General features: G+C 41.9%; 14 protein-coding genes. 9 read left to right on the top strand and 5 right to left on the bottom strand.

The window, feature by feature from the left end:
* Positions 1–53 precede the first annotated feature (53 nt).
* From C0V70_RS13225 to C0V70_RS13205, 5 genes are all read left to right on the top strand, one after another.
* Positions 54–485 carry a c-type cytochrome biogenesis protein CcmI/CycH gene (locus C0V70_RS13225; RefSeq protein WP_102244337.1) on the top strand — a complete coding sequence of 144 codons (432 nt, stop codon included), beginning with the start codon at positions 54–56 and terminating at the stop codon, positions 483–485.
* A gap of 56 nt (positions 486–541) precedes the next feature.
* Positions 542–1,117, top strand: coding sequence for a hypothetical protein (locus C0V70_RS13220; protein ID WP_133566609.1), 576 nt, complete (start codon positions 542–544; stop codon positions 1,115–1,117).
* A 15-nt stretch (positions 1,118–1,132) separates the two neighbouring features.
* Positions 1,133–2,497, top strand: coding sequence for a TldD/PmbA family protein (locus tag C0V70_RS13215; RefSeq protein WP_102244335.1), 1,365 nt, complete (start codon positions 1,133–1,135; stop codon positions 2,495–2,497).
* 14 nt (positions 2,498–2,511) lie between these two features.
* Positions 2,512–3,747 (top strand): metallopeptidase TldD-related protein, encoded by a 1,236-nt coding sequence (locus tag C0V70_RS13210; RefSeq protein WP_102244334.1) that lies wholly within the window; start codon positions 2,512–2,514, stop codon positions 3,745–3,747.
* A 78-nt stretch (positions 3,748–3,825) separates the two neighbouring features.
* Entirely contained in the window at positions 3,826–4,278 is a 453-nt protein-coding gene (locus tag C0V70_RS13205; RefSeq protein ID WP_102244333.1) for a hypothetical protein, read from the top strand.
* Here C0V70_RS13205 and C0V70_RS13200 read toward each other — a convergent pair.
* The 4 genes from C0V70_RS13200 to C0V70_RS13185 all read right to left on the bottom strand — a co-directional run bounded on the left by C0V70_RS13200 (position 4,262) and on the right by C0V70_RS13185 (position 7,750).
* Positions 4,262–4,624: a hypothetical protein gene (locus C0V70_RS13200; protein WP_102244332.1), complete on the bottom strand. Its 363-nt coding sequence runs from the start codon at positions 4,622–4,624 to the stop codon at positions 4,262–4,264. The two genes, C0V70_RS13205 and C0V70_RS13200, sit on opposite strands and share 17 nt — an antisense overlap.
* A gap of 145 nt (positions 4,625–4,769) precedes the next feature.
* Complete coding sequence (locus C0V70_RS13195) at positions 4,770–5,501, bottom strand: YebC/PmpR family DNA-binding transcriptional regulator (RefSeq protein WP_102244331.1); 732 nt, start codon at positions 5,499–5,501, stop codon at positions 4,770–4,772.
* Positions 5,502–5,542: 41 nt separating this feature from the next.
* On the bottom strand, positions 5,543–6,148 hold the full coding sequence (locus tag C0V70_RS13190; protein WP_102244330.1) for a GNAT family N-acetyltransferase: 606 nt from the start codon (positions 6,146–6,148) through the stop codon (positions 5,543–5,545).
* Between the two features lie 15 nt (positions 6,149–6,163).
* On the bottom strand, positions 6,164–7,750 hold the full coding sequence (locus tag C0V70_RS13185; protein WP_102244329.1) for an ABC-F family ATP-binding cassette domain-containing protein: 1,587 nt from the start codon (positions 7,748–7,750) through the stop codon (positions 6,164–6,166).
* A gap of 182 nt (positions 7,751–7,932) precedes the next feature.
* On the opposite strand from C0V70_RS13185, the gene C0V70_RS13180 reads away from it, so the two are divergent.
* The 3 genes from C0V70_RS13180 to C0V70_RS13175 are packed head-to-tail and all read left to right on the top strand — an operon-like array spanning position 7,933 to position 11,063.
* On the top strand, positions 7,933–8,199 hold the full coding sequence (locus C0V70_RS13180; RefSeq protein ID WP_102244328.1) for a DNA-directed RNA polymerase subunit omega: 267 nt from the start codon (positions 7,933–7,935) through the stop codon (positions 8,197–8,199).
* A gap of 2 nt (positions 8,200–8,201) precedes the next feature.
* Positions 8,202–8,339: a hypothetical protein gene (locus C0V70_RS19050; RefSeq protein ID WP_158649684.1), complete on the top strand. Its 138-nt coding sequence runs from the start codon at positions 8,202–8,204 to the stop codon at positions 8,337–8,339.
* A gap of 24 nt (positions 8,340–8,363) precedes the next feature.
* On the top strand, positions 8,364–11,063 hold the full coding sequence (locus tag C0V70_RS13175; protein WP_102244327.1) for an SNF2-related protein: 2,700 nt from the start codon (positions 8,364–8,366) through the stop codon (positions 11,061–11,063).
* Between the two features lie 9 nt (positions 11,064–11,072).
* On the opposite strand, the gene C0V70_RS13170 is transcribed toward C0V70_RS13175, so the two are convergent.
* Positions 11,073–12,011, bottom strand: a complete 939-nt coding sequence (locus C0V70_RS13170) for an HD-GYP domain-containing protein (protein ID WP_102244326.1) — start codon at positions 12,009–12,011, stop codon at positions 11,073–11,075.
* Positions 12,012–12,185: 174 nt separating this feature from the next.
* Here C0V70_RS13170 and C0V70_RS13165 point away from each other — a divergent pair, with 174 nt between their 5' ends.
* Complete coding sequence (locus tag C0V70_RS13165) at positions 12,186–13,808, top strand: ABC-F family ATP-binding cassette domain-containing protein (protein ID WP_102244325.1); 1,623 nt, start codon at positions 12,186–12,188, stop codon at positions 13,806–13,808.
* Position 13,809 lies beyond the last annotated feature (1 nt).

Below are 13,809 nucleotides of genomic sequence, written 5' to 3'. Positions count from 1 at the left end.
TCCTGTCTTCATACTATCATTGGTGCATCTTTTATCCCATAAGGAGTTTGATCATGAGAAGTCTTTTTTTAGCTGCCTTTTTATCTGTTGCAACACTAACTAACGCTCACGCTTACACTGACCCAAAAGTTGGTGGAATGGTGACATTAAAAAAAGGACTAGAAAAAAAGATCACTAAAAATGGTGTACTTTTTATCTTTGCAAAACAAGCTGGACCTGATTCGGGACCAAACGATAGAACTCCTCCAGTTGCGGTTATTAAAGTTGAGAGGCCAACTTTTCCTCAGGCCTTCGTGATCACACAAAAAAATGTGATGATCCCTGGTGCTGATTTCAAAGGACCTCTGCACGTGATTGCCCGTTACTCACCATCTGGCGATGCTCTTAATAAAACAGGAGCGATTGAGGGGATGGACCCGAAATTTCCTTCAACAGATTTAGGAAATAAAAATCTTAATATCGAACTGAATGTGGAACTTAAGTAAGAGTGGATTTCTCATTATTTCCAAATAAAGAAGAATGGGGAAGTGGGGACGAAGCGATGGACAATAAGCTGTCCATCGCTTTAAGAAAGGCCCAGGAAAACCTCTCCATCTCGTCAATCAGTGAATTTTATTTCTACGGACTCTCTCTTAAGCCTCGTGCTTACAACCCGTCATTTCATGTCACCATTGAATTTGTCACCAAAGCTTTTTTATCTCTGCTTCATCCAGATGAATGCAACGATCAGCTTATGCACAAGATTAAAGGGGGCTACTTCAATAAAAAGAAAGTGGCCTTTCAGTTAAATGAGAGTGAGAGCGTTGCCACTGAATTAAAAAAGAAAGGGACTTTCCGTTATAAAGGCGAGATTGATTTTTATCTTCACCGTCAGCTTCCTGAGGAAAGAAACCCCTTTGTGCGTGTTCCTTTGAAGCGCGCAAATCTTGACTTGCATACTAAGATAATCATGAAAGACTTCAAACTCTATTTAAATGGAGAAAAAGACGAGTCTCTATACGCTGATCCTCTCTTTCGCGCTTTGCGCGTAAAAGACCAGGTGCTTTTCATCGAAAACTTCGCTGAACTCTGGTATCATGAGGGACAGATTTTTTCATTACCGCTATTTGAGAATTAATCACAGGAGAGACCTATGGATATCAAGAGTGTCTTAGATAAATTAGATCTGGGAAAATTTCCCTGTCACTTTGTCGACGTAAGAATTGAGCGCACGCAATCAAGCAGCTTTCTTTTTCAAAACGGTGAACTCGTTGCGGCCAGTGAAAGACCAGTTCTAGGTGCCTTTGTCCGCGTCCATCATCACGGGGCATGGTTTTATTCTTCAACAACAGCAGTCAGTGCATTAGGTGATGAAATCACAAAACTGATTAAGCAGGCAGAGGCGGGTCCTCATGCTTCAAACGTGTATGTGCTTCCAGATAATAATGGAGCTCATCACCTGATTAATAAAACAAAACATGCTTTTTCTAATATCTCATTGGAAGAAAAAGTAAAAATGGGAGAGAGGTATCTTCCACTTATTAAAAAGATCGAGAACTTAAAAGATTCAAGAATCAGATACACAGATGTGTATAAAGAAAAATTTTATAAGTCGTCTGTTGGAACAGAGTTCTCTTACGATTTTAATCAGGCAGGTTTTGCATTTGGAGCAACACTTAAAAAAGGCGATGAGCTTTTTGAAGATGGCTTCAGGCTTTATGCGACTGAGTTTAATTCATTCCAGAACCTGGAAAACGATATCCTAAGCTACTTTGCTGAAGCTCAAAAATTCCTGAGTGCAAAAACAATCACTCCTGGAAAATATAAAGTTGTTCTTTCTCCGGAAATTACCGGAGTCTTTACTCACGAGTCTTTCGGGCACAAGTCTGAAGCCGATTTTATGATGGGAGACCCGGAAGCGACAAAAGAGTGGAAGTTAGGAAGCACAATTGCAGCTCCTTGCTTGTCAATTGTCGATACAGGTGTTCATGACAACACATCGGGATATTGCCCGATTGATGATGAAGGAACACTGGCACAGAAAACATATCTGATTAAAGAAGGTGTTTTAACTGGACGTCTGCACTCAACTCATACAGCAAACGTGCTTGAAGAAAAGCCAACTGGAAATGCCAGAGCGATGAACTTTGAATATGAGCCTATCGTGCGCATGACTTCAACTTATATTGAAGGTGGAAAAGTTTCGTTTAAAGACTTGCTAAAAAAAGCAGAGGGTGGAGTTTATTTTTATAACTTCAAGCATGGATCAGGTGGAAGTACATTTACCATTGCCCCAATCAGAGCTTACATGATCAGAAATGGAGAGCTGGCAGAGCCGGTTCGCGTTTCAGTTCTTTCGGGTTCAGTGTTTGAAACACTAAAACAAATCGAAGCCTGTGGAGACGATTTCCATCTTGAAAGCTCTGCTTTTGGTGGATGCGGAAAGATGGAGCAGTGGCCGCTTCCGGTAGCGGATGGTGGACCTTCGATTCTTGTTAATGAAATGCAGATCAGCTAGAGAAGGAGAAAACAATGAAACAAGATATTCTAACAACAAATGAAGAGTCTCTTTCTGTTGAAGTTGTCGCAGGACAAGTGAATTCTTCAAGAAACAAAAACATTACAAAAAAAGGTGTACGCCTTTTTGAAGGTAATAAAATCTACACTACATCTTATGTCGGAGATATCAGCGATGCTGACCTGGTTAAAAAGGCCCAGAGTTCAAAGAGCGTAGGGATTCCTTATGACTATGAACTTCCTCACTACCAAAATGGCAGAATGATTGACGAGGGAAGCTTCCATGCACCTCTGTCGCAAATTATGGAAGCGATTCAGGCGACTCAAGAGCGCCTGCAAGGGTATTCAAATGAATTCGTTTTTAACGGAAAATTTGAGCGCTCTTTTCACACTGTCTCACTAAAAGATGACAAAGGTGCAGTGATGGAAAAGAAATTTGGCACGAATGGTTGGTATTACCTGTTTAAGCGCGTGGGCTCTCCAAACCTGCTTGATGGCTACTTTGCTGGCAGCGGCAGAACGTTGGATATCAACGACGTTTTGGATAAAAATCTTCCTTACTTAGATGCTTATAAAAATGAGATTACATTCCAAAGTGGGAAATACCCGGTACTTTTCATTGAGGGCGATGGTCTTCAAAACAAACTTATTGAGTCTTTAAGAGCAGACAAGTACTGCGAAGGCTCAGCTCTTTACAGCGGAAAATTAAACCAACAAATCTTCAGTAAAGATTTTTCTCTTTATGATATCAATCTGCTCCCTGAGCACGGTGTTTACCGCAAGTTCGATGAAGAAGGGACAATTAGAAAGCTGGAAAAACTTCCACTCATTGAAAACGGTGTGATGAAAAATGTGATCGCCGATCTTCGCAATGCCAAGAAATACGGAGTAGAGGCGACTGGAAACGGAATGCGCTCATATGACTCTGCTGTTGGCATGGGGTTTAATGCTCTGGTTGTGGCCGCAGGAAAGAGGACAACTCAGGAGATTTTAAAATCTCTTGATCAATGTGTTGTCGTCTTTATGGGAGACGGTGGAGATTTTACGGACAAGGGAGATTTCTCGACTCCACTTCAGCTTTCTTACCTGGTGAAAAAAGGAGAGATCGTAGGCCGTCTTCCACAGTTGACGGTGAAGACAACAACGACAGATATGTTTAACTCGCGCTTAATTGAAATTGCCAGTGACGGCTTTCAAAAGAATTTTAGGAATCCAAGTCTCTTTACAGAGATGGATGTTTATTTGAATTGATCTGAAAAAATGCGACAGCATTTTTTATGGCCTATATATGACAGAGAAGTTTAATTTTGTTTTGAAGAGTTCAGATCAATGAAAATCCAATTTATTTCTCCTGAATCCACTTACAGTGAGGTTCAGGAGCTTCGTGCTCACACTGATTGCGTTTTGATTGACCAAAAAAAGCTCAATCAAAAAGACCAGAGCGATAGCTTCCAGGTCGATGATGAAAACTTTGATATCAAGAAGCAGCCGCTCAGGTTGATAGCGATTTCTTTACATGACTTAAAACCGCACTGGGGCGTCTTTAATGACCGTTTTAAGCGCAATACGATGGTAATCTCGTTTGATGATGAGATCCAGGACAATCCGCGTATTGTGAGGTTTCTGGAAGAAAGGGGAGTGGCACTTCTGATGTGTAAACGAAATAAAAAAGGCCTTCTTGATTATGAAGGCCTTTTAAGAAGTTTAACCAGTCTCAAATTCTCTTCAATACTGGTTGAGGATAATATCGACCTGATCGAAGAACTTACTCCTTGGGCCTAGACAGGTCGCCAATTTGTTTTTTCGCTGCTTCTGTGTCGATCTTGTTTCCTTTGTTAACCAGATCGACAGCTTTATCCGGGTCATTTCTCACCATACCAATGGCCGTTTCTTTTAGTGCACTCACTTGAGCATCACTCATGCTCGTGAGTTCCTTTACTGCTTTTTGGTAATCACTCTCTGAAATCTTTCCCATTTTTTTGAGTCCATCGAGACTCTTAATGATGTCTTCTTTAGAAACAGTAAAACCTTCTAATGGATCTTTATCCAAGTCCTCACTGGCGGAGACAGTATTCTGGAAAAGGCAGAAACTAAGAAGAGCGATTGCTAGTAATTTGCCAAAGAACATTGAAAGCCTCCGGGGTGTGACCAGAGTCATACTAACATGGGTGAAAAATAGGGCCTCGGGAAGATTCTAAACCCTCAAAAGAAGGTCGAAAAATCCCGTCCCTAAATAAAAAGGGTGCCCAGAAAAAGTGGAAGTAGGCTTAGGTTTACAGGTCGGCGAATGAATCGTCGTACTTAACGTTGTGGTAAACCTTTGTGACGTCATCGTCGCCTTCAAGTAGGTCTACGAGTTTCATGACCGTCTTGAAAGTTTCTTTGTCGATTTCCTTAAACGTTAGAGGCACGCGCTCAAGCCCTGCTTCATCAGCTGTGACCTTTAGCTCGTCGAGTTTTGTCTGGATAGCGCCGAAAGACTCCATAGGCCCTGTGACAGTATAGAACCCGTCTTCCAGGACAACATCTTCAGCTCCCGCATCGATCATGTCCATTGTGAAGTCGTCTTCTACCAGTTTTCCTTGTGGGATCTCAAAAACAGATTTTCTCTCGAAGACGAACTGAAGACATCCAGTTGTTCCCAGAGATCCGCCGCACTTGTTAAAGAAGTTGCGAACGTTAGCGACTGTTCTTGTACCGTTATTTGTTGAAGCTTCAACGAAGATCGCGACACCGTTAGGTCCGTATCCTTCGTAAGCAATATCTTCATATCCTTCATCATCGTTACCTAGACCTTTTTTGATCGCGCGGTCGATGTTGTCTTTTGGAACGTTGTACTTTCTGCACTTTTCAAGAGCGATACGAAGCATGAAGTTACTTTCAACTTCTTCTCCACCTTGTTTTACTGCTTTTGTAACTTCGCGAAGTGATTTTGTGTAAATTAAAGAGCGCTGTTTGTCCTGATCGCCTTTTTTTTCTTTAATGTTGTTCCACTTACGTCCCATGCATAATCCTGTTTTTTAATTTTTATATGTGTCAAAGTTTATCAGTTTTTTAACGGAGCTTCAAAATAAATAAATCCATCGTGGGTGTGTTTTATCATCAGAGGATGGTGTTTTTTTGCGAACTTCTCAAGGAGTTTAGTCATTTTAAGGTTACTGACATGATAGTCACCATAAAATTGGGTGATCCCGACTTTAAGCGCCTGTTCAGCAATCGTATCAAAGAGCCTCGTTCCAAGACCTTGACCCTGGTAACAATCAACAATCACGATCCCGATCTCAGCTGCTGTTGATTCCACATTAGGTTTGACTGCGCGGATAACTCCGGCCGGCAAAAGGTTATCACCTTTGTGATGAACAGCGACGTAGGCCAGGTGATTAACCTGATCAACCTCAGTCAAAAATTTTAATTCGGCCTCTGAGAATTCTGTTTTGTTGGCAAAAAAGCGCTGGCGGATGGACTCAGGCGAGAGCAATGAGAGTCCCGCCTGTATAGGGATTTTATCTTCTGGACTAATTTGTCTAATTTCAAAAAAGTCATTCCCAGAGGTTTTTAAAACGCCATCTACGTCGTTGCTATCGTCATTCGATCGTGCGACGTGCTTAGAGCACGTCTCCTCACTCATTCCTCTGCGCCTAGTATCTGACATTTTCAAAGCCTCTGGTTAGTCATTAAGCCCCAAGTATTCATCGAATGATTTTTCGACATCGATGATTGATCCGTCTGGTTGAATATCAATAATTCTATTGGCCACCGTCTGCACGAACTCGTGGTCGTGGCAGGCAAAAATTAAGGTAGAGTCCCACTTCTTTAGGCCTTCGTTCACTGACGTGATACTTTCAAGGTCAAGGTGGTTGGTTGGACCGTCCATAATTAAAACGTTTGGTGCTTCAAGCATCATCTTTGAAAGCATCATGCGGACTTTTTCTCCACCTGAGAGAACGTTTGTTTTTTTCTGGCTTTCTTCACCTGTAAAAAGCATACGTCCCAGGAATCCTCTGACGAATGACTCGTCTTTGTCTTCTGAGAAATCGCGTAGCCAGTCAACAAGGTTGTGTCTTCCATCGGCGAAGAACTCTGAGTTGTCTGCCGGGAAGTATGATTTTTGAGCAGTCACACCCCAGTTGATTTGTCCTGAATCAGGCTTAGAAACACCCATTAGTACGTCCATTAAAGCAGAGCACGCCTGGTCACTTCCTAGAAGGACGATCTTGTCTGTTTTTCTTACCTGGAAAGAAATGTTTTTAAATAAAACTTTTCCATCAAGAGACTTAGAAAGTTTTTCAACTGTAAGAACATCTTTACCAATCTCTTTCTTCGCTTTGAAAGAAACAAATGGGTATTTTCTCGTTGAAGGTTGAATATCTTCAAGCGTGATTTTATCAAGCATCTTTTGTCTTGATGTCGCTTGTTTTGACTTAGAAGCGTTGGCAGAGAAGCGGGCGATAAAGTCGCGAAGTTCCTGCATTTTCTCTTCAGTCTTTTTGTTCTGGTTCGACTTTAAAGTCATGGCCAATTGAGAAGACTGGTACCAGAAATCATAGTTACCAGTGTAAATTTTAATTTTTCCGAAATCGATGTCGGCCATGTGGGTACACACCTTGTTCAGGAAGTGACGGTCATGGGATACAACGATAACTGTGTTTTCAAATGTCGCTAAGAAATTCTCTAACCAGTGGATCGCTTTCATATCCAAGTGGTTGGTAGGCTCATCCAGAAGAAGAATATCAGGTTTACCAAATAATGCCTGAGCAAGGAGAACCTTAACTTTTTCGCCACCGTTTAGTTCAGACATTTTTTTAGAAAGAAGTTCTTCTTTGATACCAAGACCAGACAGAAGTGTTGCTGCTTCAGATTCAGCTTCCCATCCGTTCATCTCACCAAAGAGCGCTTCAAGATCAGCTGCTCTTAATCCGTCAGCATCAGAAAAATCTTCTTTAGCGTAAAGAGCATCTTTTTCTTCCATTACATCCATTAAAACTTTGTTACCCATGATAACAACTTTTAAAACTTCGATGTCTTCGTAAAGAAAATGATCCTGTTTTAGGATTGAAAGACGTTGTCCCGGAGTGATGAAGACGTGTCCAGATGTACTTGGGATTTCACCTGATAAGATTTTTAAGAACGTAGATTTTCCGGCGCCGTTTGCACCGATAAGACCATAACAGTTTCCTGGAGTGAACTTGATATCCACTTCATCAAATAATTTTCTGGCCCCGTAGCGAAGTCCAACATTCTGGCAAATAATCATAAGAAATTCCTCATTTTGTAAGAAATCTCTTTTTAGACTGAATGAAAGAAAAAGTCAGTGGTTTTTCATTCGAAATTTCACAGAGATATTGCTCTGGTTCAAAAACTTTTATGGACGGATCCTTTTTTAGGGGAGTAATACTGTCAGATACACTAATTTTTTATCAACACACCGGGTAAAAGATGGAAAACGAACAAACGATTTCACAGGATTTCCTGCCTAAATACGAATCAGCTAGAATTGCTGTCGAGCGCGCACGCCAAATCGTCCGCGACAATAACGAAATGGTCTCTAAACTAAAGTCCGAATCTAATATCCAGGAGGGGATGGACCCCTTTATGGAGGCAGAAAATTTTTCTCACGATGATTCTTATGCTTTTGACCTATATAAGATAAAATCAACTAAAGGTGTTCGCGATTTTATTAAAGATATGTTTGGAGTGCATTAGTCATGTCAAAAAAGAGCGTAAGAAAGGCCAACAAAGGTCTTACTCAAGATGAAAAAGAACTGGGAAAAAACCGTATTTACATTATCCTGGGAATGATTGTGGTGGGACTAGCGATCGCCATTTATCGAATCAATCAGTAATTTAAAATTCAAAGGACATTAATTGTGAGCAATCTCATTCCAGGCCAGCGCTTTATGAGCGAAACTGAGCCAGAGCTGGGACTTGGTATTCTATCGACTGTTGAATCCAAGACCTTAAAAATTTCTTTTCTCGCTGCTAAAACTGAAAGAGTGTACGGATCAAAAGGTGCGCCGATTAAGCGCGTGGTTTTTGCCGTGGGTGATGAAATCACTTTAAGATCGGGAGAAAAAATCACCGTCGATGCTGTTGTTGACCGCGAAGGCATTATTGCTTATCAATCAGCGAGCGACACATACGATGAAAGAGAGCTTTCAGACTCGCTGAGTTTCAATAAACCGGAAGATCGTCTCTTTAATGGAAATGCCGATGCTCCGGGACTTTTTGAGCTTCGTTTTAAAACACTGTGGAACAAAAACCGCCTTACCCAATCGAGAGTCAGAGGATTTGTTGGTGGAAGAATGAATCTCATTCCTCACCAGTTTTATGTGGCCGACCAGATTGCTGATAGACCTATCCCACGCGTTCTTTTAGCTGATGAAGTAGGACTAGGAAAAACGATTGAAGCAGGTCTGGCACTTCACCATTTGATTTTATCGGAAAGAGTTAAGCGCGCTTTAATCCTGGTTCCCGATTCACTGGTCTACCAGTGGTTTATTGAGATGCTAAGAAAATTCAACTTAACTTTTACGACACTCAATCAGGAAACTCACTTAGAGCCAAACACCAATCCATTCACCGACAACGACTTTGTTATTGTGAACATCGGTCTGCTAAAGGGTGCTGAAATGGCCCGCAGGATGATGAGTGAAGCGACCTGGGACATCATGGTCGTTGATGAGGCCCACCAGTTAAAATGGTCGCAGGAAAATGCTTCTCCAGAATATAAAATTGTTGAGGCCATTGCTAAAAAATCCTCAGGTCTTCTGCTTTTAACCGCGACACCTGAACAGCTGGGAATGGAAGGGCACTTTGCCAGACTAAAACTTTTAGACCCGGATCGTTTTTACGATTATAAAAAGTTTCTAGAAGAGACAGCTCACTATGAAGAAGTGGCCAAAACTGCTCGCGAGCTTTTGAAAAAAGGTGATGCCGAAAGTGAAGTGAAACTAAAAGAGCTTCAGGATCTTCACGGTCCGGGAAGAATCTTTTTTAGAAATACCAGAACCAGAATGAGTAAACACTTTTCTTTTTTCCCAAAGAGAATCTTACATGCCTATCCTTTGGAGAGTAAAAAAACTCACCACCTTGGACTTGAAGATGAAGAAACAATCGGGCCTTCATTTGATATGAAACTCGATTGGCTGACGGAGTTTTTAGGGCGCCATCAAGGCGAGAAAATCCTTTTAATCACTAAATCAAAAACGAAAGTTCTCTGCCTGGAAAAACTTTTAAAAGACCGTTTTCCAGCAATGAATGTGGGCGTGTTTCACTCGGGGCTTTCTTTTGTTGCGCGCGATCGCCAGGCCGCTTATTTCGCTGATCCTCAAGGGGCCAATATTCTTTTATGTACAGAGATTGGAAGTGAAGGGCGCAATTTTGAATTCGCTCACCACTTGGTTCTTTTTGATCTTCCGCTTTACCCGGATTTATTAGAGCAGAGAATTGGTCGTCTTGATCGTATCGGCCAGGACAGCGATATTCACTTACACGTTCCTTATATTGTCAGCTCGTATGATGAGATTTTATACCAATGGTTCCACACCGGGCTGGATGCTTTTGTCCATTCGGCAAAAGGAGCGAGTATTGTTCACCAGCAGCTGCAATCGCTTTTGGAAGAGTATTTAAATAAACCAGAATTGTGTTTTAAAGACCCAAAAGTTCTTCAGGAATTTTTGGAAAATACAGCACGCGAATTTAAAGAAGTTTCACATAAACTGGAAGAAGGACGCGACATTTTAGTTGAGTTAAACTCGTTTAAAGAAGAGGAGGCTAAGGCCTTAGTCAGTGAAGTAAAAAAGTTTGATGAAGAGTCAAACCTGATTAACTACATGAACGACGTCTTTCAGGAACTGGGTGTTGACATTGAAGATTTAGATGACGGTGTTTTTTATATCAGACCAAGTGACAACATGTACGTTCCGTATTTCCCGGGGCTTCCGGTAGACGGAATCAGGATTACTTATGAGAGAAAAACAGCTCTTCGCCGCGAAGATGTTGAGTTTTTAACCTGGGATCACCCGATGGTCGTCGGGGTCATCGATCTTATCTTGAGCAACACATTTGGAAATGTGAGCGTAATGATGAGAAAGAAAACAGGACAGAGTAAAACGTTTATTGAGACATTCTTTAAGCTTCAGGCCATTGCTCCTAAGAGTTTGAGTCCGGAGAGATTTTTCCCTCCGACTCCGATTCGCATTCTGGTGGATTCAACAGGTGAGAACTTCTCAGCAAAGTTTGAAAAATCGGACATCGATGAAAAGATCACTGCCGCCGACATTGAGACGGCCAGAAAAGCAAAAGGACTTCCAAAGGCCGCGGTTCAGAAGGTGCTAAAGAGCGCCCATGACCATGCTCTCCAGGAAGCAGCAGAACTTAAAAAGAAATACAAAGAAAATATGATTGCTCATCTGGATGCAGAGAAGACGCGCTTATTAAAACTAAAAGCGAAAAACCCTGTCGTCAGAAACGAAGAGATTGAAGCGATTGCCTCGCAAATTGAAGTGCTGACAAAGGCCTACGATGAAGCGGAAGTGGTCTTAGATTCTCTCAGAGTGATTTTCTAAACTAAAAAACTATTCGAGAAGTCCTTCAGTCTGGAGGACTTTCTTGAAATCATTTAGAAGATTCAGTTCATAGTTTCCTAACTCATCAATCATCATGTCTTTCAGCGTCTGAGCAGGAGACGTTTTGTTGGTGATCGTGCGCTTGTCGTAGTTGTTAACTAACGAGAGGATCTCTTCCTGAAGAGAGAGTTTTTTCTTTTTATTAGGCCCAAGCCCGCTGGCCACTTCTTCGTGATTCATCACCAGTTCAAGAATGGCAGGAGTCACGTAGGGCTTTTCTTTTAAAATATTGGCAGCGTCTTTACAGTGAAGATAGTACACGCGTTTGTCGTCGTTGCTTAAAAACTTCTTAGGTTTATAGAAAAGCTGGATGTCGTCTTTGTTAAAAGTCGTAAGCCCTATGTCGTGGATCAGCGCCGCTGTTCCCAGGTCATCCATCTCTTGCTCTGTACATCTTTTGACTTCTGCAAGCTTTACAGCAAGGGCACAAACGTTAAGCGAGTGCTTGATAATTTCTTCGTTCTTTTCAACTTTTTTCCCGAAAATTTTCTTTAATGTATCCGGGTTTCCAGTAATAACCTGGCGCAAGCTTTTGGCCGCTTTTTCAGTGGCGCGGTAAGCACTTTCCGTTGGGTTTTTTTGCATTCTTTCAACGGCAGAGCTGGCGGCTCCTTCGGCCATATTTACTTTTTCTTCCAGATCGATTTTTGGATTAGACAGCGTTTCATCTAAAAGAGCGTCGAGGAATTTTTGGTAATTCACTTCATCTTGTTCAGTGATAAAAAACTTGGCAATTTTTTGCGTTTTAAGCTTTTGAAATTTATCTTCTGAGAGCTGCTCGCCACGTTTAGCGTAGCAGAGGTAGTGCTCTTTGAAGAAGATATAGAGATCAAAAGTCAGATCTCTAAGGGGCTTAACTGTCGAAATGCGAAGGGGAGTGAATTCCATGTGAATAGTTTAGAGAAATTCATAGGAAATTCAAGGCACGAATAAGATCTTTCTTATCATGAGTACTGGAGTAAATTACTATTGGCGCTCGGGGCGTCATCGAGAGATAACTGATGCCAAACCCCGGGCGTCTCTGGTAGAGTGAACGTCAAAATTTACAATAGGAAAGCTTCAATGATCAGTTTCAATAACGTTTCTAAACACTATGGTGGGCAAGTTCTTTACGATAATGCCTCATTTATCCTGCGTCCAGGCGATAAAGTTGGTTTAGTTGGGCCAAACGGAGCGGGAAAAACGACTGTTTTTAGAATCCTGATGAAAGAAGAGGGCTTCGAAGGGGGCTCGATCACTGTTCCTGATAAAGTTCGCGTGGCCTATTTCTCTCAGAATATTGGAGAGATGAAAGGTCGCACGGTTATTGAAGAAGTTATGAGCGGATCGGCGAAGGCCTCTGAGTTAGCTTCTGAGATGAGAAAGATTGAGAAAATGTTGGAGACAGACCTTGATCCAGATGAAATGGAAAAAGTTCTCATCCAATTAGGTGACTACCAAACTGAGTTTGAGAAACTTGGCGGTTACGATTTAGATACTCGTGCAAAAGAAATCATCACGGGTCTTGGGGTAATGCCTTACGACCACGACCGCGACGTAGGCCTCTTCTCTGGTGGATGGAGAATGAGAATTGCCCTGGCAAAAGTTCTTATTCAACAGCCAGACGTTATGCTGATGGATGAGCCTACCAACTACCTTGATCTTGAGAGTATCGTGTGGCTGGAGCAATGGTTGAAGGATTATAAGGGCGCTGTTCTTATGACTTCCCACGACCGTGACTTCATGAACGGAATCGTCAATAGAATTATCGAAGTGGCCAATAAAACAATCACGACCTACACGGGTGATTACGACTACTACGAAAAAGAAAAAGAAATCAGAAAAGTTCAACAGATCGCTCAGTATGAATCTCAACAGGCGATGCTCCAAAAAGAAGAAGAGTTCATTGCTAAGTTTGCGGCCCGTGCTTCGCACGCCGCTCAGGTACAGTCTCGCGTAAAGAAGATTGATAAGATCGAGCGCGTAGAGCTTCCACCTGAAGACGTTGTCATGGATTTTACTTTCCCGGTTCCTCCGCGCGGAAGTAACGATGTTGTAACAATGAAGAACTTAGCTAAGACATGGACTCGCGATGACGGGACTCCTCATAAAGTTTTCTCAGGACTAACAGCAACAGTTAATCGTTTAGATAAAATTGCGGTTGTTGGGGTAAACGGTGCCGGTAAGTCGACACTCCTAAAAGTTATCTGTGGTTTAACGGAAGCATCTGGAGGCGAAAGCGCTCTAGGGCCTTCAATCCAGGCGGGATACTTCTCACAGTTCTCACTAGATTTATTAAATCCAGAAAACACAGTGCTTGAAGAAATCTCAAGCCGTCTTCCACATTCATCAAACGGATACATCAGAAACCTTTTAGCAGCTTTCTTGTTCCGTGGTGATGACGTTGAAAAGAAAATTAAAGTTCTTTCAGGGGGAGAGAAATCGAGAGTTGTTCTGGCGACACTTATGTCGAGCAACAACAATCTTCTAATCCTGGATGAGCCTACCAACCACTTGGACTTAAAATCCCGCGACGTACTTTTAAAAGCTCTTAAAGATTTTGAAGGAACGGTAATGTACGTATCCCATGACCGTCACTTTTTACATGGACTATCAAATCGTGTTTTCGAAGTAGATAAAGGTGGGATCAGGGTTTTTGAAACTGGTTACCAGTACTATCTGGATAAGAAAAAATCGGAAAGCTAAC

This window comes from Bacteriovorax stolpii (assembly GCF_002872415.1).
In the GTDB taxonomy this organism is placed as follows: Bacteria; Bdellovibrionota; Bacteriovoracia; order Bacteriovoracales; family Bacteriovoracaceae; genus Bacteriovorax; species Bacteriovorax stolpii.
This window is presented reverse-complemented; position numbering and strand designations above follow the sequence as displayed.